The following is a 26,402-nucleotide window of genomic DNA, read 5'->3' as shown; positions in this document are numbered from 1 at the left end:
CGCGCCAGCACAGCCCAAACAAAAAGCCCCGGCCAAGGCCGGGGCTTTTCATTACAACTGGTGCCGGAAACAGGAGTCGAACCTGCGACCTACGCATTACGAATGCGCCGCTCTACCAACTGAGCTATTCCGGCGGAGCCCGCGATTTTACGGGCTGGGCGCCCCGGCGGTCAATCCACCCGGCTCAGCTCGCCTCCACCCGGTTCGCACACACCCGCCCCTCGGCGAAATCCCGCAGGTTCCCCAGCGTGATTGCCGAGATCTCCTGCAGCGCATCTACGGTGAAGAACCCCTGGTGGCCGGTCACCAGCACGTTGGGGAAGGTCATCAGGCGCTGGAAGGCCTCATCATCGATGATCTCGCCGGACAGGTCCTGGAAGAACAGCGCGCTTTCCTGCTCGTAGACGTCGATGGCCAGATGACCCAGCCGCCGCGACTTCAGCGCGCGGATCACCGCATGGGTATCGACCAGCGCGCCGCGCGAGGTGTTGACCAGCATCGCGCCGGTCTTCATCCGCGCCAGCGAGGCGTCGTTGATCAGGTGCTGGGTATCGGGCGTCAGTGGGCAATGCAGTGACACGATATCGGCGCGCGCCAGCAGTTCATCCAGCCCAACCATGTCGCCCACGCCGGCGAAGGCCGGCGACGGGTACGGGTCGTGCCCCAGCACGATGCAGCCCATGCCCTTGAAGATGCGCGCAGTGGCCAGGCCGATCTTGCCGGTACCGACGATGCCCACGGTGCGGCCATGCAGGGTGCGCCCGAGCAGGCCATCGAGCATGAAGTTGCCTTCGCGCACCCGGTTGTAGGCGCGATGGGTCTGCCGGTTGAGGGTCATCACCAGCGCCAGCGCATGCTCGGCCACCGCCTCCGGCGAATAGGCCGGTACGCGTGCGACGAACAGATCCAGCGCTTTTGCAACCGCCAGATCCACGTTGTTGAAACCTGCGCATCGCAGCAGCACGGCCCGCACCCCCACCGCATGCAGGGCGTGCAGTACCGGCGCATCCAGGCGGTCGTTGACGAACACGCATACGGCTGCGCAATCCTGCGCCAGCGCCGCCGTGTGCACGTCCAGCGCCACATCGAAGTACACGAACGCAAAGCCGTCCCCAGCCGCATCGCGCTGGTTCGCCTCATCAAGGAAGCGGCGGTCGTAGGGACGGGCACTGAAGACGGCGATCTGCATGGATGGGCCTGGGTGGAATGCCATACCGACCATACCGCAGCAGCGCCCGCGTTGGGATGGCACCGGCGATGCCGTCATCGCCGGTGCCGGGTGCCACTTAGAACCTGTAGCCCAGGCCCAGCATCACGCCGTTCTGGATCTGCCCGTCGCGGCGCTCGCCCACGTAATCGGCCATGATCGACAGCCGCTCGCTGGCACGGCTGGTCACACCCAGGTTCCAGGCCAGCACCTGCTCGCCCACCGCCTGGCTGCTGGCGCCGAACACCAGATCCGGAGCTGCGGCGAAGCCGGTGCTGTAGCGGGCCTGCGAATCGCCCAGCTCCTTCTGCCAGACCACCCGGGCGCGCGGCGTGATGCGCTCACCGTTGTTGCCCTCAAAGGTCTTGAACAGCTGCAGGCCCGCACCCACGCGGATGCTCTCCAGGCTGCCACTGCGGCCAACCAGCGCACCAGCGCCCTGCCCTTCGTTGAAGCGGGTGGCCGAAGTACGCGCGTAGTCCACCACCGGCAGCAACGGCTGGATCACCAGGCCCTTGCCGGTGGTGAACGAGAACGCATGTTCAACACGCGCGGAGATCGCATCGTTGCTGTACTTGGCGCGCAGCGGCTGCTGCAGGCCATCGATACCACCGATGCTGCGACGGGTGTCATGCCGCAGATCGGTGTAGCGCACGGCCGCCGACAGATAGCCGCGCGCGTACGTCGCATCAAGGTAGCCGCCCACGTCCAGCGCGCGCACATCTCCGGTGAAACCAGAGCCATCGCTGGCCTTGGTCGACATGTCCGCCGCGGCCACACTGACGCCCAGGGTCACGCGGTCATCGGCCACGCGGGTGTCGGCACCGACCACGATGCCACCGATGTTGTGGCTCAGGCCGGCCACGCCACCGTCGGCATCGATGCGGCCATGGCTGGCGAAACCACGTGCCCAGATGCCATGGCTGCGTCCGGCATCACCGCTACCCGCAACGCTGCCCGGCGCCGGCTCGACCAGGTGCATCGCCAGCTGGTTGAACAGGCTGCCATGGCGCATGCCCGGCTGGGAGGAGACCGACTGCGCCACCTGCGAGGCCAGGCCATCGGCATCGCCGCCGCTGCGCATGGCCGACTGGTGCTGCTGCACGACGTTGCCGATGCTGCCCACCAGCGCGGTGTCGGCCAGGCGCAGGCTGGCGTGCGCATCACCGCGCAGGGCACCGGCCTGTTGTGCGATCACATCGCGGTCGGCGAACTGCAGTGCGCCCAGCAGCGATCTCAGTCCCTTGTCCTGGCGATCGGAAGCAGTCGCCAGCGCACGGCCCAGGCCGTCGCCGGACGTACCGTTGGCGAACAGGCCCAGCTGGTCAAAGCCCGGGTTGGCGGTCAGCCACAGGCCATCGGCCGTCTGCTTCACGTTGAAGCTCAACAGCGAATTGTGGCGGGGACGGAACACATCACCGCTGATGCTGGCGCTGTAGCTGGTGTCGCCCAGGCGCACGGCCTCTTCGAAGCCGCCCTGGTAGATCGGGCCCTCAACCAGGTCACGACGGAAGTCCTGGCCGTAGTAGCCCTGCGCCACGTTCAGTTCGAGGAAGGCACCCTTGGAGATCACCAGTGCCCCCTCGGTCTGCTCGTCATCGAAGAAGGTGCCCACGCGCAGGCGGCCGGCGGTGGTGCCACCATTCTCTGTAACGTCGAACAGCACCTTGCCGCCCGGCATGATGTTGACGTAGCCATGGGTGACCAGGTCGCCACCGCGCGGCATCAGCGTGCCGAACACGCGCAGGCGGTTGAACCCGTCTTCGCGGTACGACGGGCCGGTGCCGTCCAGCAAAGCAGCGCGGTCCATCGCAGTACCCGCCACGTCGCCATGGCCGACCAGCATGCCTGCGCCGAGCACGCGCACTTCCGATGCGCGCAGGGCGCCGCCTTCCAGCGCGATGGTGCCATTGTCGACCAGCATGAAATCCGCACCCGTCGTCGCGGACGTACGCCAGGTGGCGCCGTTGCTCACCCGGATCACGCCCATGGCGTTGTCCAGCGTGGAGACATCCAGATCAGCCAGCCGCAGCTTGGACAGCAACAGGTCCTGGATGTCCGGGTCACTGAGGTAACCCTGCACCGACAGCGCACCGATGCCCTGCGGACCCTTGCTGGATGCGTTGTAGATGCTCTGCGCGAGATTGATGTAGGTGGATCGCCAGTCGGTATTCCAGCGCGCGAAATCATCATCGACGAACGCCTGCAACTGGCGTCCGGTACGCAGGTAGCCTGGGTTGATGTCGCCGGTCACGTTGGCGGTGACATTCAAGGTGTCGCCCGGATCACGGTACCCGTTCGCGGTGATGATCCTGTTGCTGTAGATGTCCTGGCCGGGGAACGACTCCAGCTTGCTGCCACTGCCATCGGGGTCGAAGGTGACCGAGGAACCGGTGCTGCGTGCCGGATCGCGGAACACCAGCAGGCCATTCGGCTTCACCACTTCGTACATGGCCTTGTGCAGCAGCCCGGCATCCATGCCACCACCGTAGTTGCCGGTGTAGATCTGGGTCATGCGCGGCGACGGCGTGTAGATCACCTTGCCGCCGCTGCTGGCCGCGTGGATCTGCACCGAGTCGATGAGCGGCAGATCGCCGGCCAGATAGCGTTCGACGCCACCGGACTGCATGATCGAGCAGGACGAGATGCAATTGCCGGACACGATGGTGTTCAGTCCGGAGGTGCGGATGATGCCCTGCAGCCACTCGCCGGCGATCAACGCACCACCATTGGACGTGCGCAGCACCACCTCACGGACCGGCCGGCCTTCGGCCTGCGCCTTGGCCAGCAGTGCCGGCAGGGACACCACGTCGGCGTAGGTCACATCGCCACTCAGGAAGATGCGATCGCCCTGCACGTGATAATTCATTGCCATGACGTCATCCACCACGGATATGGCGGCAACGCCCATCAGCCCGGCCAGGGCCAGGCTCAACTTCGAATACTTCATGTGTTCTCTCTCCACCCGCAACACGCGGGTAGAACGATCAACGCCACAGCGGGGTGATCTCCCCCAGTGGAACGGATCCTGAAAAATGAATACATTCACAATGAGAATCCGATCGATGCACACTCTTCCCCATCCGGTCATCGTCGCGTAAAACTCGATGACGCATTCGCCACCGACAGTCGAGGCCAGCCCTGTCCACCCCGTCTCCCCTGATCCATCGCGCGCCGGAGCTACCCGCACCTGCGGATGCCTTCATCGCGTTCGTGCGCGAAGAGCGCGCACCGCTGTGCGCGTTCCTGCGCACGCGGGGGGTCGGGCCTGAGGATGCGGAGGATATCGCGCAGGACTGCATGGAGCGGCTGATCCGCTACCGCGCACAGGGCCCGGACGAACTGCGCCTGCTGCTGTATCGTATCGCCCGCAACCGCCTGGCAGACCGCGGCCGCTCGCCGCAGTCGCGGCCGCATCTGCCGCTGGCCGAACACGATGGCAGCGACGAACCGTCCAGTTCCTCGCCCGATCCATTGCGCCAGGCCGAGTCAGGGCAGATGCTGTCCCTGCTGCGGCAGGCCCTGTTCAAGCTGCCCGAACGCGCACGCGAGGTCTATCTGCTCAACCGCATCACCGGCATGAGCTACACGCAGATCGCGCGGCATTGTGGAATTACTGCCAAGACCGTGGAAAAACATATCGCCCGGGCCCTGCAGGGCCTGCGTCAGGAGTTGGGATCGGATCCGCTGCACAACGACAGGGACGGCCAATGAGTGGCACCCCGCACAGGGATGATGCACAGCTGTTTGAACGCGCCAGCGCCTGGGTAGCCCGCCTGGAAGCCCCGGACTGCACGTCGGTCGAACGCGAGGCGTTCGAGGACTGGCTGGCCGAAGATCCGGCCCACGTCAAAGCCTGGGTGCAGGCCGAAGCCCTGTTCCAGCAGGGTGCGGCGCTTGCGGCTGACCCTTGGCTGCGCACCGCCGCGGCACGGGCGGCGCGTCCGCCGCGCCGGCGCTGGCTGCCGGGCGTGGCCGCTGCCGCCGGTGTCTGCATGGCGATCGGCATCGGCTGGATGGTTGCCATCGACGGCAACCCGACGCCGCAGGTCTACGCCAATGATTCGCACCAGCCACAGCAGCAGACGCTGGCCGATGGCAGCGTCGCCATGCTGGATGCCGGCACCACCCTCCGCGCCCGCTTCGGCTGGCGCCATCGTGATCTGGTGCTGGAGCGGGGCCGGCTGCAACTGCAGGTCGCACCGTCGAACAAGGCGCTGAAACTGCACGCCGGCGACAGTACGATCCGTGACATCGGCACGACCTTCCAGGTGGAACGCCTGCGCGACGGCCTGGTCGAGGTCGCGCTGCTGGAAGGTGCCGTGGAAGTCAGCAACGGCGCAGCGCAGCACACGCTGGCGCCTGGCCAACAGCTGCAGGTACTGCCCTCCGGCCGCATCCAGCCGGGCCCTGCCCTCTCGTCCAACGCAGCCGCTGAAGGCTGGCTGCGGGGGCAACTGGTGTTCGATGCCACGCCCCTGTCGATCGTGGTCGAGCGCATGAACCGTTATGGCCGCACGCCGCTGGTGATCGTCGATCCGGAGATCACCGACCTGGCTGTAAGCGGCACCTTCCGCGCCGGTGATGCACAGGAGCTGCTGTCGGCGCTGGAACTGGGTTGGTCCGTGGCTGGCCAGACGCGTCCGGATGGCGCGCTGGAACTGCGCCGCACCTACTGAGGAGACCGGCAGTGACGGCAGGTCCGGGTGCGCTGCAGTGGGGGCTGCTCCGCGCCCTGCTATGCCTTGCACTGGGTGTTGCCGCACTACCGATGGCCGATGCCGGCGAGCCCGCCGGCACGCTGGAGATCGACGTGGGTGCGGGCCCACTGGTGCCGGCACTGCAGCAATGGGCCCGGCAGAGTGGCACCGCCCTGCTGTTCGACGCACGTGAACTGGATGATCTGCGCACCACTGGCACACGTGGCCAACGCGATACGGGGGCCTCCCTGAAGCTGCTGGTCGCCGGCCTGCCGGTGAACATCCTGCGCACGTCCTCGGGTGCCTTTGTCGTGCGACGTGTCCATCCCGAGCCACCTGCCACGCCACCGAAAGCGGTCGCAGCCCCGCGCCTGCCGCACCCGGCTCCCAGGTCCGCCGACACGCCACACCAGGTGGAACTGGCACCCATCCACGTCACCGGCAGCCGGCTGCCGCGCTCTTCGGTGCAGACCACACTGCCGGTCACCACCATCGATCGCGACGACATCCTGCGCAGTGGCTACGGCAATCTGTTCGACCTGCTGCGGCACCTGCCCGGCATGAACGGCCATCCCGCCATGAGTACCTCGCGCGGCGGCGATTCGCAGTACCTGCCGGTGGGTGCAGCGGCCACCACCAGCCTGGACGGCATGGGCCCGCGGGCGACGCTGTTCCTGGTCAACGGCCGGCGCCTGCCGCGTTATCCCATGGTGTCGCTGGAACAGGGTGGGCTCACCGACCTCGGCGGCATTCCGCTGAGCTTCGTCGACCGCATCGAACTGGTACGCGGCGGTGCCTCGGCCATCTATGGGGCCGATGCCATGTCCGGCGTGGTCAACATCATCCTGCGCGACCAGGCCGATGGGCCCGAAGCCATGCTGCAGACCGGACTCAGCAGCCGCGGCGATGCGGGCCAGTACCGCCTGCAGGCCGCCACGGGCGGCGCGCGTGGCAATGGGGACCGCTGGTTTGCCGGCCTGGATCTGCACCGTGTCGAGCATGTCGCCGGTGACCAGCGTGACTGGCATGCGGAAACCTCGCTGTATCCGATCGGCGCGATCTTCGGCAACTGGTACGTGCCCGCCCGACGCTGCGAGCCGCCCCTGAAGCGGCGCGAGGATGGCTGCTGGTTTGACAGCGCGCGCCCGCGTTCGCTGCAGCCCGCCTCGGATACCGCGTCGGCCTACCTGCACTACCGGCATGAACGTGGCGAGGGACGCTATGCCTATGTCGAGGCACGGGCCAGTCACAACCGTCAGCGCTTCGACCTGGGCCCGACTGCCGTTGCCGTAGTCTCGCGCGGAATCACCTTCAACAGTGTGCTGCGCGAGGCCGGCAACGTGCGCCCCAGCGTCCGCGCCACCGATGCGGACGTCACCGTCGGCATCGGCCGTGACCAGGGCCGGCGCAGCTGGGAGGCGGGCATCAGCGCGCAGCGCAGCGAAGTCACCTTGTCCACTGCCGGCACCGTGCGTACGACGCGCCTGCTTGAAGCAACGCAGGCGCGCAGGTTCACTCCCGGTTTCGACGCGCCGCCGGCGGCCGAGGCGGACACGCTGTTTCCGTCCATCCGCAACCGCGGCAGCACCGCACAATGGCAGGGCTGGTGGGGTGTGCAGCGTGAACTGATGGCAATGCCCGGGGGCAATGCGCAGCTGGCCACCGGCATCGACCTGCGCCATGAACGCTGGGTCTCGCGTCCGGATGCGCTGCTGAGCCAGGGCGACCTTGCGCTGGGCCTGCCGCAGCAGCAACGCCGCCTGTCGCGACAAAGCAGTGGCGTCTATACCGAGCTGGGCCTGCCGCTGGCACCCACGCTGCGCGCGGACCTGGCTGCACGCTGGGACCGCGACGGCGGCTTCATGGCGTTCTCGCCTCGTGCCGGGCTGCGCTGGAGCCCGACGCCGCACTGGTCGTTCCTGCTGGCCAGCGGGCGCGGTTACCGTGCACCGAGCCTGTTCGAGCAACGTCGGCCTCCCGGCTACTTCGGCTCGATCACGCTTCCGGTGTCCAATGCCCTTCCGGAATGTGCAATCGCCACCCGCGGTGGCGGCTGCAGCGTCACGGCCAACGTCGTAGAGAACGATGCACTGAAGGCCGAGCGATCGCGCAGCCATTCGCTGGCAGCCACGTGGACACCCAGCGATACGTTCTCGCTGTCGCTGACCCACAACATCGTGGAACTGCGCAACGAGATCCTCGCCCTGCAACCCAACGATGCGGTGTGGAATCGCAGCACTTGGGAACTGGATGAAGACGGCCACCTGAGCAGCCTGCGCCTGTCGTTCGACAACATCGGTCGCACCACGTCCCGTAACTGGGTGCTGCGTGGCGAGTACCGCATCGACAGCGGCAGCAACGGCCAGTGGTTGTTGTCGCTCGATGCGCTGAAACAGCAGGAGCTGCGTCGCCGCCGTGACCACGAGGCCGCCGTGGACCTGCGCGGCCATGTGACACCCGAGCTGGCTGCGGTGTTGAACGTGCAATGGCAGAACAGCAACTGGGACATCGCCCTGCGCGGCAACCAGGTCGGTCGCACCCGTGCCTGGCTGCCCGGGGCCGAGTGCCCGCAGGATCAGGTCGAACAGAACCACTGCATGAATCCACGCCAGCTGCGCTGGAACCTGCACCTGGCACGCCGCCTCGGCCCACGCATCGTCGCAGCACTGGACGTGCACAATGTGCTCGATGCGCAACCGGTGAACTATCTGGTCGGCAATGGCGGGCAGATGCCGGGGCTGGACGATCCGCTCGGCCGCTACTACCTGCTTACCCTGCAGTTCCGCTGAAGCGTAGTAATCTACGCGCCCTGTTCCACCGCGGTCCCCTTCCCCCATGAAAGCCTATCTCTGGTTCTGGGGCGCGTTCCTGCTGTTCTTCGCGTTGCCTTTTCCCTGCATTCTCTATTTCGGCACCTCGTGGCCGGTGGCGTTGGTCGACCGCAGCGCGCCGTGGCCGGCACTGTTGCTGCTCGCACTGTCGATGGCCTTGTGGCTGACGCTGCTGTTCGCCTTCCTGCACTACCTGCTGCTGGGGCCACTGCGCGCACTGCACCGGGTGCAGTCGATCCTGGCCGACGGTGAACCGCGCAGTGCGCTGATCGAACAGGCCGAACAGACCGGCGTGCAGGTGCGCGGCTTCGCGCAGTGGAAACTGCAGTTGTCCTTCAAGAACCTGTCCGGTACGCCGATCCGCGAACAGATGCTGGTGGTCGACAGCAAACCCCAGCTGCATCGCTTCGAGGTGGGCAGGCACATCGATGCGCGCCTGGGCCGGACGCCCGGGGCATTCCCCAACATCGTGCTGGACGGCGCCCAGCCCGAACTGAATGTTGCCAGCCTGTGGCGGCGTGGCATCGGTGCAGCACTCGGCATCGCAGCCGTTACCGCTGCCTATGTGTTGGCCTACCGGCTGCAGAACGAGGGACTGGGCTGGACCTTCCTGTCGTTCGGTCACCCGCTGCTGGTGTGCCCGCTGGTGCTATGTGGCTATGCGCTGGGCCTGCGCCTGCTCGGCCGCCTGCTGCACGCCGATGCCCGCGGCGATTCGCTGAAGTATCGCGGCATCGGCGTTGAGGCCCGGGTGTTGAAGGTGCGTCAGACCGGCACCTACCTCAACGAACAGCCGCAGGTGGAGTTCCAGCTGGAATACATCGACCGCGAAGGCAGCGTGCAACAGGCCCGCGTGCGCCGCTTCATCCCGCTGATTGAACTGGCCAACATCCCGCGCGAGCACGTGACGCTGCTGTACGACCCGGATGACCGCAGCAACGTGCGGCTGGAGGGAATATGAAACAGCCGCCCTCCACCCGCACGGTGTTCCTGGTAGTGCTGCTGGTTCTGGCGGGCGCGGCCATTGCCGGCGGCGCAGTGCAGACCATCAGCGAAACGCTGGGGCATTCGGTACAGCCGGACCGGTTGCCACCCTCCGTCTCGTCACAGTTGCCGCGCGAACAACCCGTATCGCTTGTGCCGTCCCCGGCGCCCTTCCCCGCGGCGAGTACCGCTGCGGCGCCCGAGCGCAACAATCGCCTGTTCGATGCGGACTACCTGCTGGCTGCCCGTCAGGCACTGGAGCAGCTGCCGGCACTGGCCGGTCAGCGGCTGACGGTCTTCCACAGCATCCACTTCTACGACGATGGCCGCATCAACCTGGATCTGGTCGATCCGCAACAGCCGGGCCACGTTGACAGCTATCACTTTGAACGTGGCCAGTGGCGCAAGGGCAATCCGGTGAACCCGCAGCAGTTCGCGCCGACCATCAGCCTGCAGCGCAGCAGCACATCCCTGGCCAGCATCGATTTCGAGGCCGTGCCGCGCGTGGCGCAGGCATTGCAGGAACAACGCAATGCCCTGCAGAACCCCGCATCCGAAGTCGGCCACGTGTATGTGATCGTACGCAAGGGCGGCAAGCTGGTGTGGCTGCCGGATGACGTCGCCGGTGACCGCGAATCCGTGCGCCTGCAGTTCGATGCGCAGGGCACCCTGCGCGGCGTGCACCGCCGATAGGCCACACAAAAAGGGGACGGAGGGGATTAAGTCGTATGTGCCTTGGTGCGGATTGCGACTTAATCCCCTCCGTCCCCTTTTTCTATTTCACCGAGCGGGCGATGGCGTACTGCGCGCCGTAGTAGGTGGACAACACCAGCAGGCTGGCCAACGGCAGGCCAACGGCGAAGCGGTCCCAGGCCAGCAGGGAATCGCTGGCCACGAACAGCAATGCACCTGCCGCGGCCCAGCGGGCGCTTCGGGCGTCCACGGCATCGGGCTGCGGGCTGCGCCACTGCCGTGCCAGGGCCAGCACCGCCATCGACGCCAGCACCACCACGTAGGCCAGCACCGGCACACGCATCGGCACCGGCAGGTGCGGCCACAGGCCCATCACGTTGAGCACGGCAAATGCACCCAGCAGCACAGCGGCGCCGAACAGCCCGCGCCCGGCACGCAGGCCATCGCGGAAGGCGACGATGTAGCAGACATGCGCCAGCAGGAACGCGACCAGTCCCGGCACGAACGCATCCATCGGCAGCATCAGCGCGATGTCGCCCACGCACGAAAGCAGCATGCCGGCCAGCACCGCACGGCGGTAGAACGGCTGCGCCGGATCATGCACACGCCAGGCTATGGCCGCGATCAGCAGCGTGGTCGCGGGCTTGGCCAGCCAGTGCAGCCATCGCCCATCGCCGTGCAGGAACGCGCCGACGATGGCGAGGATCGCCATCAACAGGACCACGCCATCGCGGGCGCGCGACTTCATCGCGCCTTCCACAGATCTGCAAGGCGGTCGGGCTTGCCGGTGATGCGCTCCAGCACCGGGTACTGCAGGCCACCGTGGTAAGCGATGCTCATGGTTTCAATGCGGTCGAACTGCTTCACCAGCAACATGATCGGCGCCTTGTCCTTCGCTGCCGCAGCCACCGCGTCCTTCAAGCGCTGGCTGCTGTACTCGCGCCCGCCCACCGCGATCACCTTCATGCCAGGTGCAAGACCGGCGTTGAAGGCCGGGCTGTCCCAGATCACATCACCGACCGTGCCGTTGTCGAGCACGGTCGCACCCAGCGAGTACGCCAGCAGCGCCGCCTTCGCGCGCTTCTCCTGCGCCTTGTAGGCATCGTTCGGGGTATCGCGGTAGACCAGCTTCCAACCCGCCAGCTCCAGGCCGCCAGTCAACGAACCGTGGCCGTCCAGGCGCCCGCGCAGGAACGTGGCCCAGTCGTACGGCGCGATGCCGTTCAAGGTCGCGACCACGTCATTGAAGGTGTACGGATTGACGTCCCAGTCGCCATTGCCGACGCCGAAAAAGGCGCGCGCGAAGTCGTCCAAGCTGCGGCGGTTGCCGCTCAGTTCGCGCAGCTTGCCCTCCACTTCCAGCCACAGCATCTGGCCGCCGGAGTAGTAGTCCTCGCTCATCTGGTAGTTGCGATACGGCAGCGTGCGACGCTGGGCGATGGTCGGGTCATTGGTGGTGTCCTGCAGCGGACGCCAGGCCAGGCCCGGGCGGCCACGGTCATAGGTCGCGGCCACATTGGCCAGCATGTCGCGCGCCTGCGCAGCCGACCACAACCCCGAGCGTGCTGCCAGCACCTGCCCCCAGAACTGGGTCTGCCCTTCGTACACCCACAGCAGGCTGTCGCCCATGGGCACGTTGAAGTTGGCGGTGGCCAGGTCGGCGCCGCGACGGTACTTGCCGTTCCAGGAATGGGTGTACTCGTGCGGCAGCAGGTCACGCATCCACGCGTTGCTGTCCCACTCGGTGAAGTAGCCCGGATCGGCACTGTTCTCGCTGGAACGGTGATGCTCCAGGCCGATGCCACCGAGGCGGTCGGTCAATGCCAGCAGGAACTCATAGTGGTTGTAGTGGCGCGCACCGTAGAGCTTGTCGGCCTGCTGCACCAGCGCGCGGTGCATCGTGATCTGCGCCTCGCTCGGCTTCAGCGACTTGGCGTCGTCGGCAAACACATTGAGGTACACCGGTACCTTCGCGCCCGGATCGAGATCGATGCGCTGATAGTGCTCGCCGGCAAACAGCGGCGAATCGACCAGGTGGTCGTAGGAGATCGGCTTGAACACCACGGTGTCGCCGTCGCGGCGCGCGGTTTCCAGCGCAGTGGCGAATGACCAGCCCTTGGGCAGGGTCACGCTGGCCTGCGCCTGCAGCTGGCGCGCATCGACGCCGGCCGGATACAGCGAATTGGCATTCCACTGCAGGTTGAGCATCTCCGGGGTCATCACCACCCGGCCCTGGCTGCCGCCCTGCGAGGACAGGAAGTCGAAGTGGGCGACGATCTCGCTGGCGCCCTCCGGCACGTTCACCTTGAACGCATAGACGTTGTACTGATCGCGCTGCCAGGCCAGCGGCTTGCCGTTGGCGGTAACGCGCAGGCCGGCCAATTTATCGATCGGGCCGGTGGGCGAATGGTTGCCGGGAATCCACTGCGGGTACAGCAGGGTCATCGGGCCGGGTTTGGCCGGCACCGTGGCGGTCACCTTGAAGATGCGACGGGCCAGATCGCGCGCGTCGACCTCGATGCGCAGCAGGCCGGCAGCCGCCGCGTTCGCCGGTGGCGAGGTCTGCGCCAGTGCAGGCGTGGCCGCCAGCGCGAACAGCAACGACATCGCCAAGGCTCGGGTCTTCATCGGGCAACTTCCAACAACGGAGAATCTTCCGATGCTAGGCCTGTAAGGTGCCCCGCCCCATGGCCAAAGGTCATGGGCAGGCCGCCCATCCTTGCATGCGAAAAAGCGTGCGAACCCAGGTTCGCACCCGCCAGAGCAGTTTCAGTAGATCCACGCCATGCGTGGATGAGGCGCTTCCGCGGTCAGTCGACCAACCGCAACCGCAGTTCCTTCGGCAGCGCGAACACCATCGATTCCGGTTCGCCGTCCAGTTCGCCCACGCCGCTGGCGCCCAGCTCGGCCAGGCGCGCGAGCACGCCGTCGACCAGCACCTGCGGCGCCGAGGCACCTGCGGTCACGCCGATGTGCTGCTTGCCTGCCACCCACGCCGGATCGATCTCGTGCGCGCCGTCGATCAGGTACGACTCCACGCCCTCACGGCGGGCCAGCTCGCTCAGACGGTTGGAGTTGGAGCTGTTCGGCGAACCGACCACCAGCACCAGGTCGCAGCGCTTGGCCAGGTCGCGCACGGCGTCCTGGCGGTTCTGCGTGGCGTAGCAGATGTCGTCGTTCTTCGGGCCCTGCATCGCCGGGAAGCGCTCGCGCAATGCATCGATGATGCCGCGCGTGTCGTCCACCGACAGCGTGGTCTGGGTGGTGTAGGCGAAGTTTTCCGGCTGGTTGATGTGCAGCGTGGCAACCTGTTCCACGTCCTCCACCAGGTAGATCTGGCCGGTGCCGGCTTCGCGGTTCCACTGGCCCATGGTGCCTTCCACTTCCGGGTGACCCGCGTGGCCGATCAGCACCACGTCACGGCCGGCACGGCAGTGGCGGGCGACCTCGAAGTGCACCTTGGTCACCAGCGGGCAGGTGGCGTCGAACACCTTCAGGCCACGGCGATCGGCTTCCTGGCGCACGGCCTGGGACACGCCATGGGCGCTGAAAATGACTGTGTTGTTGTCCGGCACTTCATCGAGTTCTTCGACGAAGATCGCGCCGCGCTGCTTCAGGTCGTCGACCACGAAACGGTTGTGCACCACTTCATGGCGGACGTAGATGGGCGCGCCCAGCGTTTCGATCGCGCGCTTGACGATCTCGATCGCACGATCGACACCGGCACAGAAACCACGCGGGTTGGCGAGCAGCACATCCATCAGTTCAATCTCCCGGCAGCGGCCGGCTTACGGTTTCGGATTGGCATTATCCGCCTTTTTGGCGGACTTGCCGTCGAACAGGCCAAACAGGGCGATGCCGATGGCACCCACCACGATGGCCGAATCGGCGATGTTGAACGAGGGCCAGGTGTAGCTGCCCACGTACCACTGGATGAAATCGACCACATGACCATGCACCTGGCGGTCGATCACGTTGCCGATCGCGCCGCCGATGATCAGCGCATACGGCACGGCCGCCTTCCAGTTGCCACGGGCGGTACCGCGCAGCCACCAGGCCATCAGGCCGCTGATGACGATCGCCAGCACGGTGAAGAAGTGCTTCTGCCAGCCACCGGCGTCGCTCAGGAAACTGAACGCCGCACCGGTGTTGTAGGTGCGGTACCAGTTCCAGAAGCCATCGATGACCACCACCGGCTGGAACTCCGGCAGGCTCGACAGGACCCAGGCCTTGGACCACTGGTCCAGGCCGATGATGGCCGCCGACAGCAGCAGCCAGACCAGGGCGTTCGGATGTGGACGGGGCGCGGCCATCAGAACCAGCTCCGCACTTCACCGGAACCGGTGATGTTGCTCACGCAGCGACCGCACAGCTCCGGATGATCGGCATTGCTGCCGACGTCGGCGCGGTGGTGCCAGCAACGCACGCACTTGGCCTTGGTGGTCGGCTGGGCGCTGACGAACACCTCGTCGGTGGTCGCCGGACGCACCTGCACGTCACCACTGATGAACAGGAAACGCAGTTCATCGGCCAGCGGCTGCCAGCGCGCGGCCTGCTCTTCGCTGGCGGCGATGGTGATTTCCGCTTCCAGCGCGGCACCGATGGCACCGTTGGCGCGCATCGGTTCCAGCACCTTGGCCACCTGCTCGCGCACAGCCAGCAGCTGGTCGAAATCGGCGGCGTTGAGCTGCGCATCGGCCGGCAGCGGCGCCAGGCCGTCGTACCAGGTGGTGAACAGCACGTGGCCGGCGTGCTCGCCCGGCAGGTAGCCCCACAGCTCGTCGGCGGTGAAGGTCAGGATCGGTGCGACCCAGCGGGTGAACGCTTCGGCGATGTGGTACATCGCGCTCTGCGCCGAACGGCGACCGTGCGAATCGGTCGGCATCGTGTACAGGCGGTCCTTGGTCACATCCAGGTACAGCGAGCCCAGGTCCACGCTGCAGAAGTTCAGCAGCAGCTGCACGATCTCGGCCATGTTGTAGCCGTCGTAGGCCGCCTTGATCTTCTCCTGCAGCTCCCACGCGCGATGCACGATCCAACGGTCCAGCGCGACCATCTGATCCAGCGGCTGCAGGTGCTGGGCCGGATCGAAACCGTCCAGGTTGCCGAGCAGGAAGCGTGCGGTGTTGCGCAGGCGACGGTAGGCGTCGGCGTTACGCTTGAGGATCTCCTGCGACAGCGACATCTCGTTGCTGTAGTCGGCCGAGGCGATCCACAGGCGCAGAATGTCCGCGCCCAGCTTGTTCATGATGTCCTGCGGCTCGATGCCGTTGCCCAGCGACTTGGACATCTTGCGGCCGTGCTCGTCCACGGTGAAGCCGTGGGTCAGGCACTGCTTGTACGGGGCGCGCTTGTCGATCGCCACGCCGGTCAGCAGCGAAGACTGGAACCAGCCACGGTGCTGGTCGGAACCTTCCAGGTACAGATCGGCCGGCTTGCCGAAGCCACGCGCGGCGAGCACGCCCTCATGAGTCACGCCCGAATCGAACCAGACGTCGAGGATGTCGGTGACCTTCTCGTAGTCGGCCGCTTCGGCACCCAGCAGTTCGGCAGCATCCAGCGAATACCACACGTCGATGCCCTCGGCTTCGACGCGGTCGGCGACCTGCTGCATCAGTTCCACCGAACGCGGGTGGATCTCGCCGGTATGGCGATGGGTGAACAGTGCGATCGGCACACCCCAGGTGCGCTGGCGCGAGATGGTCCAGTCCGGACGACCGTCGACCATGCTCTGGATGCGCGCCTTGCCCCAGGTCGGGAACCAGCCGACGGTGTCGATGGCGGCCAGCGCATCGTTGCGCAGGTTGGCCTTGTCCATCGAGATGAACCACTGCGGAGTGGCGCGGAACACCACCGGCGTCTTGTGGCGCCAGCAGTGCGGGTAGCTGTGGCGGATCGGATGGAACGCCAGCAGCGAACCGTTGTCGCGCAGCACGCCGACGATGGCCTCCTGCGCCTTCCACAGGTGCTGGCCAGCCAGCACCACGTCACCGGCCGGCGGGGTCGATTCCAGGTACACGCCACGGCCGTCGATCGGGGTCACCTGGCCGGCGTTGTACTTGTCCAGCAGGCCGTACTTCTGGCTGACCACGAAGTCTTCCTGGCCATGGCCGGGGGCGGTATGCACCGCACCGGTACCGTCCTCGTCGGACACATGGTCGCCGTTGAGCACCAGGATCCCGCGTTCCGGGTAGAACGGATGCGCCAGGAGCTGGTTTTCCAGCGCCGCGCCGGTGGTTTCACCGTGCAGCACCACTTCGTCCACGCCGTAGCGCTGCAGTGCGCGCTCGGCCAGCGCGGCAGCCAGCACCAGCCAACGGCGCTTGCCGTTGTGCGCCGGGCCTTCGGCCAGGATGTAGTTGATCTCCGCACCAAGTGATACCGCCAGCGAGGCCGGCAGCGTCCACGGGGTGGTGGTCCAGATCGGCACCGCCACTTCGACGTCGGCCGGCACGCTCACGCCGAACGCCTGGCCGATGGCCTGCGCATCACGCGCGGCGTAGGCCACGTCGATCGCCGGCGATTCCTTTTCCTGGTACTCGATCTCGGCCTCGGCCAGCGCCGAGCCACAGTCGAAGCACCAGTACACCGGCTTGGCGCCGCGGACCAGGTGGCCATTGGCCACGACCTTGGCCAGCGCACGGATCTCGTTGGCTTCGAAGTCGAAGCTCAGGGTCTTGTACGGGTTGTCCCAGTCGCCGGTCACACCCAGGCGCTTGAAGTCCACGCGCTGGATGTTGATCTGCTCTTCGGCGAACTCGCGGCACTTCTGGCGGAATTCAACGGCGTCGAGCTTGGTGCCGACCTTGCCCCACTTCTTTTCGACCGCGATCTCGATCGGCAGGCCATGGCAGTCCCAGCCCGGCACGTAGGGCGCATCGAAGCCGGCCAGGTAGCGCGACTTGACGATGATGTCCTTCAGGATCTTGTTGACCGCGTGGCCGAGGTGGATGCGGCCGTTGGCGTACGGCGGGCCATCGTGCAGCACGAACAGAGGGCGGCCGGCGGCGTTGTCGCGCAGCTGCTGGTAGAGCCCCTGCGCTTCCCACTGCGCCAGAATGCCCGGCTCGCGCTTGGGCAGGTCGCCGCGCATCGGGAATTCGGTGGCTGGCAGGTTCAGGGTGGTCTTGTAGTCCTGGCTCACGCAGTGGCTCGCAATCTATGTTCGGAAAGGATGGCGCGCGCCTGTTCGGCGTCGCGGTGCATCTGGTCGGTCAGGGCCGCCAGATCATTGAATTTCTCTTCGTCGCGCAGCTTGGCGACGAATTCCACTTCGATGTGTCGACCGTACAGGTCGCCCTGGAAATCGAACAGGTGGGCTTCCAGCAGCGGCTCCACGCCCTCCACCGTCGGCCGCGTGCCGAAGCTGGACACCGACGGCCACGGCTGGTCGAACACGCCGTGCACCCAGGTCGCGTAGATGCCCGACAGCGCAGGGGTCTTCGGGAAACGCAGGTTGGCGGTGGGGAAGCCCAGCGTACGGCCGAGCTGGCGCCCGCGCACCACCCGGCCGCTGATCGCGTACGGTCGGCCCAGCAGATCGTTGGCGCGGGCGAAGTCGCCCTCCTGCAGCAGCTGGCGGATGCGGGTGCTGGAGATGCGCTCGCCATGCAGGTCGACCGCTTCGATTTCACCCGCGGTAAAGCCCAGTTCGGCGCCCATCTTCTGCAGCAGGGCCAGGTCGCCGCGACGGCGGTTGCCGAAGCAGAACTCCGGCCCGATCCAGACCTCACGCGCACTCAGGCGATTGACAAGCAGCTGGTGCACGAAGGTCTCGGCCGGCATCGCCGCCATTGCCGCGTCGAAACGCAGCAGGCCGATCGCATCGACACCGAGCTCGCGCAGGATCTCGACCTTGCTGCGGGCCAGGGTCAGCCGCGGCGGCGGCGTGCCCTGGGCGAAGAATTCACGCGGCAGCGGCTCGAACGCCACGGCCACCGCGGCCACGCCCAAGGCGCGCGCGCGGGCAACCGCGTGGCGGACCAGCGCACGATGACCCAGGTGGAGGCCGTCGAATGCACCGATACAGACCACGCTTCCGTTCGGGAACAGCTCCCCGCCCTCGACGCTTCTGAACAGCCTGCTCATCAACTCTCGTTCCGGCCCGACCGGGGCCGCCGTTTCAATGGTGTAACCCTGAAGTATAGCCGCCACGGGCCGCGATCAATGCCCACGCAGGTCGCGCGGGCGGAAGCCCATCGCCAGCATGGCCACCGCGTAGGTCGCACCGCCACCGCCGACCAGCAGCGACAGGCTGCCGATCCGCTCCCAGACACCCATCGCGGAGAACGCTGGCAGCCAGTGCAACAGGGCCAGCAGCACACCAACCATGGCCGCACAGGCCAGCAGCAGGCGCAGCAGATAGCCGCCCCAGCCCGGCCGGCGCTGGTAGACGTCGGTCTTGCCCAGCCAGTACCACAACAGGCCCAGGTTCAGGTAACTGGACAGTGCGCTGGCAATGCCCAGCGCCAGGTGCAGGCCCGGCTGCTTGCCGATGGCCGCCATTACGCCCTGCGCTTTCAGCTCATCGGGCACCATCACCTGGTACAGCACGGCCAGCAGCGCGAAGTTGAACACCATGTTGGCCACCAGCGCGGCCACACCGGCACGGACCGGCGTCTTGGTGTCCTGGCGGGCGTAGAACGCCGGCAGCACCACTTTCAACAGGGCGAACGCCGGCAGGCCGAAGCTCAGGCCGTACACCGACAGCGCGGTCATGCGGGTGTCGAAGGCGCTGAACTGGCCATGCTGGAAGATGGTCGCGATCAGCGGCTCGGCCAGCAGCAGCAGGCCCAGCATGGCCGGCACCGAGATCAGCAGGGTCATGCGCAGGCCCCAGTCCAGCGAGCGCGAGAAGCCCTCGCGGTCAGTACTCACGTGGTGGCGGGCCAGCGCCGGCAGGATCACCGTGCCCAGCGCCACGCCGAACACGCCCAGCGGCAGCTCCAGGAAGCGGTCGGCCAGCGAAAGCCAGGACTGCGAGCCATCGGTCAGCTTGGCCGCGATGACGGTGTCCAGCAGCAGGTTGATCTGCGCCACCGACGAGCCGAACAGGGTCGGCACCATCAGCGTCATCACCTTGCGCACGCCCGGGTGGCTCCAGCCCCAGCGCGGCAGGGTCAGCAGGTTGATGCCCTTCAGTGAGGGCAGCTGGAACAGCAGTTGCAGGATGCCGGCCGCCAGTACCGCCCAGCCCAGTGCCAGGATCTGCTTCTCTGGAGTGCCGCCCAGCCGCGGGGCCAGCCACAGCGCACCGGCGATCATGCACAGGTTGAGGATGACCGGGGTCAGCGCCGGCATGGCGAATCGCTGGAAGCTGTTCAGCGCACCGCCGGCCAGCGCGGTGAGCGAGACGAACAACAGGAACGGGAAGGTCAGGCGGAACAGGTCGATCAGCAGGCCCTGCTTCACCGGGTCGGTATCAACGCCGCTTGAGAAGACCGAGGCCAGCTGCGGTGCGAAGATCAGCGCCACGGCGGTGACCAGCATCAGCACCCCACCCAGGGTACCGGCGGTGCGGGCCATCAACTCACGCAGTTCGGCGTGGCTGCGGGTTTCCTTCACTTCCGTGAACACCGGCACGAAAGCGGTGGCGAAAGAGCCTTCGGCGAACAACCGGCGCAGGAAATTGGGTACCCTGAAGGCAACCCAGAACGCATCGGTGACCGCATTGGTGCCGAACGTGGTGGTGATCACCTGGTCCCGGACAAGTCCGAGCACCCGCGAGACCATGGTCATGCTGCTGAACGACAGCAGGCCTCGCAACATCTTCGGTGAACTCACTCAGCGTCCCTCTTGACAATCGACTTGACGTGCATTTCTCGGGCCATCATACTAGCTAGCTTGCTGTTCCCATAACACCGATTTTTTCAGGAAACCACCACCGTGGCCAATATCAAGTCCGCCAAGAAGCGCGCCAAGCAGACCGTCGTGCGCAACGCGCGCAACGTGGCTCAGCGCTCGATGCTGCGCACCGCTGTCAAGAAAGTGATCAAGGCGCTGGACGCCAACGATGCCGCCGGCGCCGAAGCCGCCTTCGCCGTTGCCCAGCCGATCCTGGATCGCTTCAGCGCGCGTGGCCTGATCCACAAGAACAAGGCTGCTCGCCATAAGAGCCGCCTGAACGACCGCATCAAGGCCCTCAAGGCCGCCTGATCCGGCGTTGCCGCCCTGCCCTTCGGGGCTTGGGCTGCAGACAAAAGCCCGGCCTCGGCCGGGTTTTTTGTTGCCTGCGATCCAGCTTATGTAGAGCCGAGCCCATGCTCGGCTGCCGTCTGCGCGGAAAGCCGAGCATGGCTCGGCTCTACAGAAAAAGCAGTCCCAACAAAAAACCCGGCCGAAGCCGGGTTTTTGCACGGAACCACAACGGCATCACTGCGCGTTGCGGGCTTCCAGCTCGTCTTCCTTCTGGCGATCGAAGAACGCCATGATCCGGCTCATGATCGGGAAGGTGCCTTCGCGGCCCAGCGCCGAGACCAGGAACCACGGCTCCTTCCAGCCCAGCTCGGCGACGATCTGCTCGGCCGCGGCCTTCGCCTCGTCTTCGAACATCAGGTCAGCCTTGTTCAGCACCAGCCAGCGCGGCTTGTTCAGCAGCTCCGGATCGTGCTTCTCCAGCTCGCGTTCGATCGCACGCACCTGCTCCACCGGCGAAATCCCCTCCACGCCGCCTTCCATCGGCGAGATGTCCACCAGGTGCAGCAGCAGGCGGGTGCGCTGCAGGTGGCGCAGGAACTGCGCACCCAGGCCGGCGCCGTCCGCAGCGCCTTCGATCAGGCCCGGAATGTCGGCGATCACGAAGCTGCGGTGGTTCTCCACCTTCACCACGCCCAGGTTCGGGTACAGCGTGGTGAACGGGTAATCGGCCACCTTCGGCGTTGCAGCCGAAACGGCACGGATCAGGGTGCTCTTGCCGGCATTGGGGAAGCCCAGCAGGCCGACGTCGGCCAGCAGCTTCAGCTCCAGCTTCAGCGTGCGCTCCTCACCCGGCTCGCCCGGCAGCGCCTGGCGCGGCGAGCGATTGGTCGAGCTCTTGAAGTGCATGTTGCCCAGGCCACCGCGGCCGCCCTTGGCCACCAGCAGGCGATCGCCGTGCTGGGTCAGGTCGCCGATGACTTCATCGGTGGCGACGTTGATCACCACGGTGCCGACCGGCACGGTGATGGTCAGGTCTTCGCCGCCCTTGCCATAGGCCTGGCGCCCCATGCCGTTCTCGCCACGCTGCGCCTTGAAGATGCGCTCATGGCGGAAGTCGACCAGGGTGTTCAGGTTTTCGTCGGCGCGGATGTAAACGCTGCCGCCCGCACCGCCGTCGCCGCCGTCCGGGCCGCCGAGCGGAATGAACTTCTCGCGACGGAAGCCAATGCAGCCGTTGCCGCCGTTGCCGGCGAACACTTCGATTTCTGCTTCGTCTACCAGTTTCATTGTTTCGATGCCTGCGATGGGCGCGGCCTGCTGGCCGCCACCTTGAATGTCATGCCGGCCGCGGGCCGGTAACCCGGCCAAGCCGGTCTTGCTTCAACTCTAACGAAAAGCCCCGCCGAAGCGGGGCTCTTCATGCAGCACTCCCATGCCGGGGCACGGGTGCCGGCGATGCCTGGATCAGGCGTCGGCCGAGACGATGCTGACGGTGCGGCGCTTCTTGGCGCCCTTGACCGAGAACTCCACCTTGCCGTCCACGAGGGCGAACAGGGTGTGGTCACGGCCCAGGCCAACGCCCGAACCCGGATGGAACTGGGTGCCGCGCTGACGCACGATGATGTTGCCGGCTTCGATGGCCTGGCCGCCGAAGATCTTGACGCCCAGGTACTTCGGGTTGGAGTCGCGACCGTTGCGCGAGGAGCCTACGCCCTTTTTATGTGCCATGACTGCTTCTCCTGATGCTTAGCCGGCGATGCCGGTGATCTCGATTTCGGTGTAGTACTGACGGTGACCCTGACGCTTCATGTGGTGCTTGCGGCGACGGAACTTGATGATCCGGACCTTGTCAGCACGACCCTGGGACAGGACCTTGGCGGTGACGGCAGCGCCCTTCAGCGCATCGCCCAGCTTCACGCCGTCGCTGTCACCCAGCATCAGGATGTTGTCAAACTTGATCTCGCTGCCGACTTCGACTTCGAGCTTTTCAATGCGGAGCTTTTCGCCCTGCGCCACGCGGTATTGCTTACCGCCGGTGACCAGTACTGCGTACATGACCAGGCCTTCCTCTGTAGTTATTGTGGTCTGAGCTGCCGCCATCGAGGGCGGACAGGAGCGGAATTGTACGCAGATCAGCGGGCGCGGGTCAAGTCAACCCCTGCACAGCCCGGGGCCGGCCCTGTAGGGCCGAGCCATGCCCGGCTGAACGGTCCGGGGCCCAGGCAGCCGGGCATGGCCCGGCTCTACACAAAGCTGTCGGCCTGTCTCATCAGGTGAGACATCGGGCTGGCATTGTCGCCCATTGCCCCCATCTGGTCACCTCGGTAGGCTGACCGATTGCCGTTCCCTGCTGGCCCGGCACCCAGCCAACGCCCCCACAACCGGATCCCCCATGGCGATGGATTTCATCCGCATCCGCGGCGCGCGGACGCACAATCTGAAGAACCTCGACCTCGACCTGCCCCGCGACAAGCTGATCGTGATCACCGGCCTGTCCGGTTCGGGCAAGTCCTCGCTGGCGTTCGACACCATCTATGCAGAAGGCCAGCGCCGCTACGTCGAATCGCTGTCGGCCTATGCGCGCCAGTTCCTGAGCGTGATGGAAAAGCCGGACCTGGACCACATCGAAGGCCTGTCTCCGGCCATCTCGATCGAGCAGAAGTCGACCTCGCACAACCCGCGTTCGACGGTCGGCACCATCACCGAGATCTACGACTACCTGCGCCTGCTGTACGCCCGCGTCGGCACTCCGCGCTGCCCGGACCACGGCTATCCGCTGGAAGCGCAGACGGTCAGCCAGATGGTCGATCAGGTACTGACCCTGGACCCGGAACAGCGCTACATGCTGCTGGCCCCGGTCATCCGCGACCGCAAGGGCGAACACGCCCAGGTGTTCGACCAGCTGCGCGCGCAGGGCTTCGTGCGTGTGCGCGTGGACGGCGAGCTGCATGAAATCGATGCGGTGCCGCCGCTGGCGCTGCGCCAGAAGCACACCATCGAGGCGGTGATCGACCGCTTCCGCCCGCGCGAGGACATCAAGCAGCGCCTGGCCGAGAGCTTCGAGACCGCGCTGAAGCTCGGCGATGGCATGGCCTCGGTGCAGAGCCTGGACACCGCCGACGCCACGCCGGCACTGTTCTCCTCCAAGTACTCCTGCCCGGTCTGCGACTACTCGCTGCCGGAGCTGGAACCGCGTCTGTTCTCGTTCAACGCACCGATGGGTGCCTGTCCCGGCTGCGATGGCCTGGGCATCGCCGAGTTCTTCGACCCTTCGCGCGTGGTGGTGCACCCGGAGCTGTCGCTGGCCGCTGGTGCGGTGCGTGGCTGGGACCGTCGCAACGCCTACTACTTCCAGCTGATCGCCTCGCTGGCCAAGCACTACAAGTTCGACGTGGACGCCGCGTGGAACTCGCTGTCGGCCAAGGTGCAGCAGGCCGTGCTGTACGGCAGCGGCGACGAAACGATCACCTTTACCTACTTCACCGAAGCCGGTGGCCGCACCCAGCGCAAGCACCGCTTCGAGGGCATCATTCCCAACCTCGAACGCCGCTACAAGGAAACCGAGTCACCGGCGGTGCGCGAGGAGCTGTCCAAGTACATCAGCGAACAACCGTGCCCGGAATGTAACGGCGCGCGCCTGAACAAGGCGGCACGCAACGTGTTCGTGGCCGATCGTCCGCTACCGGAGCTGGTGGTGCTGCCGATCGACGAGGCACTGAAGTTCTTCAGCGAACTGAGCCTGCCGGGCTGGCGCGGCGAGATCGCCACGAAGATCGTCAAGGAGATCGGCGAACGCCTCGGCTTCCTGGTCGATGTCGGCCTGGATTACCTGACCCTGGAGCGCAAGGCCGACACCCTGTCCGGTGGCGAGGCGCAGCGCATCCGCCTGGCCAGCCAGATCGGCGCCGGCCTGGTCGGCGTAATGTACGTGCTCGACGAGCCGTCGATCGGCCTGCACCAGCGCGACAACGAACGCCTGCTCGGCACCCTCACCCGCCTGCGTGACCTGGGCAACACGGTGATCGTGGTCGAGCACGACGAGGATGCGATCCGCCTGGCCGACTATGTGCTGGACATCGGCCCGGGCGCGGGCGTGCATGGCGGAGAGATCGTCGGCCAGGGCACCCTGCAGGACATCCTGGAAGCCCCGCGCTCGCTGACCGGCCAGTACCTGTCGGGCAAGCGCGCGATCGAGATCCCGGCGCGCCGGCACACGCCGAACCCGAAGATGACCCTGCACCTTCGCGGGGCGACCGGCAACAACCTGAAGGGCGTGGACCTGGCGATTCCGTCGGGCCTGCTGACCTGCGTGACCGGCGTGTCCGGCTCGGGCAAGTCGACCCTGATCAACGACACCCTGTTCTCGCTGGCCGCCAACGAGATCAACGGCGCCTCGCACCCGATCGCTCCCTACAAGGAGATCGATGGCCTGGACCTGTTCGACAAGGTGGTGGACATCGACCAGTCGCCGATCGGCCGCACCCCGCGTTCGAACCCGGCCACCTACACCGGCCTGTTCACCCCCCTGCGCGAATTGTTCGCACAGGTTCCCGAGGCGCGTGCGCGCGGCTACTCGCCGGGCCGCTTCAGCTTCAACGTGCGCGGTGGCCGCTGCGAGGCCTGCCAGGGCGACGGCCTGATCAAGGTTGAGATGCACTTCCTGCCGGACGTGTACGTGCCCTGCGATGTGTGCCATGGCAAGCGCTACAACCGCGAGACGCTGGAGATCCTGTACAAGGGCTTCAACATCAACGACGTGCTGGAAATGACCGTCGAGGATGCACTGAAGCTGTTCGAGCCGGTGCCGTCGATCGCGCGCAAGCTGGAAACGCTGGTCGACGTCGGCCTGAGCTACATCAAGCTGGGCCAGAGCGCGACCACGCTGTCCGGCGGTGAAGCGCAGCGCGTGAAGCTGTCCAAGGAACTGTCGCGCCGCGATACCGGCCGCACCCTGTACATCCTGGACGAGCCGACTACCGGCCTGCACTTCCACGACATCGAAGCGCTGCTGGGCGTGCTGCACAAGCTGCGCGACGAAGGCAACACGGTGGTGGTGATCGAGCACAACCTCGATGTGATCAAGACCGCCGACTGGATCGTCGATCTTGGCCCGGAAGGCGGCCACCGCGGTGGCACGATCCTGGTGACCGGCACGCCGGAAGACGTGGCGGCCTGCCCGCAGTCGTATACCGGCCAGTTCCTGGCGCGCATGCTGCCCTCCACCAACGCACGCCCGGAGCAGCCCGCCGCCGTGGCCAACAAGCCCGACGCCCGCCCGCCGCGCAAGGTGAAGCCGGAGAAGCCGGCAAAGAAGGCGGTGGCTTCCAAGAGCACCGGCAAGTCCAGCAAGACCGCTACTGCCAGCAAGAAGAAGAAGGACGCCTGATGAGCAGCGAACACAAGATCCTGGCCCGCATCCCGATCAGCGTGCGCTGGCGTGACATGGACAGCATGGGCCACGTCAACAACGCCAAGTACATTTCCTATCTGGAGGAAGCGCGCGTGCGCTGGATGCTGGGCGTTGAAGGCGTGTCGATGACCGACCGCATCGCACCGGTGGTGGCCGCGACCAACGTCAACTACCGGCTGCCGATCGTGTGGCCCAACGACATCCTGGTCGAGCTGTTCGTCGAGCGCCTGGGCAACAGCAGCGTGACCATCGGCCATCGCATCGTCGACCAGCAGGACGACTCGAAGCTGTACTCCGACGGCAACGTGGTGGTGGTGTGGATGGATACGCAGACCGGCAAGAGCGCACCGCTGCCGGAGGCGATCCGCAGCGCGTCGAGCTGAACAGCAACGCTGCCGCACCTTGGAAAAAGCCGCTCTCGAGCGGCTTTTTCCTTGCCA

General features: G+C 66.3%; 20 protein-coding genes and 1 tRNA gene. 8 read left to right on the top strand and 13 right to left on the bottom strand.

The window, feature by feature from the left end; translation table 11 throughout:
• Positions 1-58: 58 nt before the first annotated feature.
• The 3 genes from AC5P8D_RS08055 to AC5P8D_RS08045 all read right to left on the bottom strand — a co-directional run bounded on the left by AC5P8D_RS08055 (position 59) and on the right by AC5P8D_RS08045 (position 4,157).
• A tRNA-Thr gene (locus AC5P8D_RS08055) sits at positions 59-134 on the bottom strand.
• Between the two features lie 50 nt (positions 135-184).
• Entirely contained in the window at positions 185-1,189 is a 1,005-nt protein-coding gene (locus AC5P8D_RS08050) for a 2-hydroxyacid dehydrogenase (RefSeq protein WP_159359911.1), read from the bottom strand.
• A gap of 97 nt (positions 1,190-1,286) precedes the next feature.
• A complete protein-coding gene (locus AC5P8D_RS08045) occupies positions 1,287-4,157 on the bottom strand; it encodes an autotransporter family protein (protein ID WP_495203230.1) in 2,871 nt (956 codons plus the stop codon).
• A 212-nt stretch (positions 4,158-4,369) separates the two neighbouring features.
• Between AC5P8D_RS08045 and AC5P8D_RS08040 the strand changes: the two genes are divergently transcribed.
• Genes AC5P8D_RS08040 through AC5P8D_RS08020 form a run of 5 tightly spaced genes read left to right on the top strand, consistent with a single transcriptional unit; the run spans position 4,370 to position 10,415 of the window.
• Positions 4,370-4,921 carry an RNA polymerase sigma factor gene (locus AC5P8D_RS08040; RefSeq protein ID WP_265351262.1) on the top strand — a complete coding sequence of 184 codons (552 nt, stop codon included), beginning with the start codon at positions 4,370-4,372 and terminating at the stop codon, positions 4,919-4,921.
• Positions 4,918-5,886, top strand: coding sequence for a DUF4880 domain-containing protein (locus AC5P8D_RS08035; RefSeq protein WP_049482715.1), 969 nt, complete (start codon positions 4,918-4,920; stop codon positions 5,884-5,886). The genes AC5P8D_RS08040 and AC5P8D_RS08035 overlap by 4 nt, the downstream gene beginning before the upstream one ends.
• Before the next feature lie 11 nt (positions 5,887-5,897).
• A complete protein-coding gene (locus AC5P8D_RS08030; protein WP_495203229.1) occupies positions 5,898-8,696 on the top strand; it encodes a TonB-dependent receptor plug domain-containing protein in 2,799 nt (932 codons plus the stop codon).
• 46 nt (positions 8,697-8,742) lie between these two features.
• Positions 8,743-9,699 carry a hypothetical protein gene (locus AC5P8D_RS08025; protein WP_049434650.1) on the top strand — a complete coding sequence of 319 codons (957 nt, stop codon included), beginning with the start codon at positions 8,743-8,745 and terminating at the stop codon, positions 9,697-9,699.
• On the top strand, positions 9,696-10,415 hold the full coding sequence (locus tag AC5P8D_RS08020; protein WP_049434649.1) for a hypothetical protein: 720 nt from the start codon (positions 9,696-9,698) through the stop codon (positions 10,413-10,415). The genes AC5P8D_RS08025 and AC5P8D_RS08020 overlap by 4 nt, the downstream gene beginning before the upstream one ends.
• 82 nt (positions 10,416-10,497) lie before the next feature.
• Here AC5P8D_RS08020 and AC5P8D_RS08015 read toward each other — a convergent pair whose 3' ends face one another.
• The 7 genes from AC5P8D_RS08015 to murJ all read right to left on the bottom strand — a co-directional run bounded on the left by AC5P8D_RS08015 (position 10,498) and on the right by murJ (position 20,183).
• Positions 10,498-11,163: a lysoplasmalogenase gene (locus AC5P8D_RS08015; RefSeq protein ID WP_495203228.1), complete on the bottom strand. Its 666-nt coding sequence runs from the start codon at positions 11,161-11,163 to the stop codon at positions 10,498-10,500.
• Positions 11,160-13,043 carry a M61 family metallopeptidase gene (locus AC5P8D_RS08010; protein ID WP_049455612.1) on the bottom strand — a complete coding sequence of 628 codons (1,884 nt, stop codon included), beginning with the start codon at positions 13,041-13,043 and terminating at the stop codon, positions 11,160-11,162. The genes AC5P8D_RS08015 and AC5P8D_RS08010 overlap by 4 nt, the downstream gene beginning before the upstream one ends.
• A gap of 182 nt (positions 13,044-13,225) precedes the next feature.
• Entirely contained in the window at positions 13,226-14,176 is a 951-nt protein-coding gene (ispH, locus tag AC5P8D_RS08005; protein WP_010483308.1) for a 4-hydroxy-3-methylbut-2-enyl diphosphate reductase, read from the bottom strand.
• 27 nt (positions 14,177-14,203) lie between these two features.
• On the bottom strand, positions 14,204-14,728 hold the full coding sequence (lspA, locus tag AC5P8D_RS08000) for a signal peptidase II (RefSeq protein ID WP_010483311.1): 525 nt from the start codon (positions 14,726-14,728) through the stop codon (positions 14,204-14,206).
• Positions 14,728-17,559, bottom strand: a complete 2,832-nt coding sequence (ileS, locus tag AC5P8D_RS07995) for an isoleucine--tRNA ligase (protein WP_433897311.1) — start codon at positions 17,557-17,559, stop codon at positions 14,728-14,730. The genes lspA and ileS overlap by 1 nt, the downstream gene beginning before the upstream one ends.
• Positions 17,556-18,503: a bifunctional riboflavin kinase/FAD synthetase gene (locus AC5P8D_RS07990; RefSeq protein WP_010483316.1), complete on the bottom strand. Its 948-nt coding sequence runs from the start codon at positions 18,501-18,503 to the stop codon at positions 17,556-17,558. Before AC5P8D_RS07990 ends, ileS begins: the two co-directional genes overlap by 4 nt.
• 75 nt (positions 18,504-18,578) lie before the next feature.
• On the bottom strand, positions 18,579-20,183 hold the full coding sequence (gene murJ / locus AC5P8D_RS07985) for a murein biosynthesis integral membrane protein MurJ (RefSeq protein ID WP_029379866.1): 1,605 nt from the start codon (positions 20,181-20,183) through the stop codon (positions 18,579-18,581).
• 117 nt (positions 20,184-20,300) lie between these two features.
• On the opposite strand from murJ, the gene rpsT reads away from it, so the two are divergent.
• Positions 20,301-20,570, top strand: a complete 270-nt coding sequence (gene rpsT / locus AC5P8D_RS07980) for a 30S ribosomal protein S20 (RefSeq protein WP_005408560.1) — start codon at positions 20,301-20,303, stop codon at positions 20,568-20,570.
• A gap of 216 nt (positions 20,571-20,786) precedes the next feature.
• Here rpsT and cgtA read toward each other — a convergent pair whose 3' ends face one another.
• The 3 genes from cgtA to rplU all read right to left on the bottom strand — a co-directional run bounded on the left by cgtA (position 20,787) and on the right by rplU (position 22,607).
• On the bottom strand, positions 20,787-21,839 hold the full coding sequence (cgtA, locus tag AC5P8D_RS07975; RefSeq protein WP_495203227.1) for an Obg family GTPase CgtA: 1,053 nt from the start codon (positions 21,837-21,839) through the stop codon (positions 20,787-20,789).
• Between the two features lie 177 nt (positions 21,840-22,016).
• Entirely contained in the window at positions 22,017-22,280 is a 264-nt protein-coding gene (gene rpmA / locus AC5P8D_RS07970; protein ID WP_005415704.1) for a 50S ribosomal protein L27, read from the bottom strand.
• A gap of 18 nt (positions 22,281-22,298) precedes the next feature.
• Positions 22,299-22,607, bottom strand: a complete 309-nt coding sequence (rplU, locus tag AC5P8D_RS07965; protein WP_005408557.1) for a 50S ribosomal protein L21 — start codon at positions 22,605-22,607, stop codon at positions 22,299-22,301.
• A gap of 337 nt (positions 22,608-22,944) precedes the next feature.
• Here rplU and uvrA point away from each other — a divergent pair, with 337 nt between their 5' ends.
• Together uvrA and AC5P8D_RS07955 are read left to right on the top strand one after the other, a co-directional pair.
• Positions 22,945-25,938 (top strand): excinuclease ABC subunit UvrA, encoded by a 2,994-nt coding sequence (gene uvrA / locus AC5P8D_RS07960; RefSeq protein WP_414614372.1) that lies wholly within the window; start codon positions 22,945-22,947, stop codon positions 25,936-25,938.
• Positions 25,938-26,345 (top strand): acyl-CoA thioesterase, encoded by a 408-nt coding sequence (locus AC5P8D_RS07955; RefSeq protein ID WP_049434629.1) that lies wholly within the window; start codon positions 25,938-25,940, stop codon positions 26,343-26,345. The genes uvrA and AC5P8D_RS07955 overlap by 1 nt, the downstream gene beginning before the upstream one ends.
• The last annotated feature ends 57 nt before the right edge of the window (positions 26,346-26,402 follow it).

The organism is Stenotrophomonas sp. YJH_SMC_101-4 (assembly GCF_059370395.1).
Note: the sequence above shows the minus strand (reverse complement) of the source record. Positions and strands in the feature narration are given on the sequence as shown.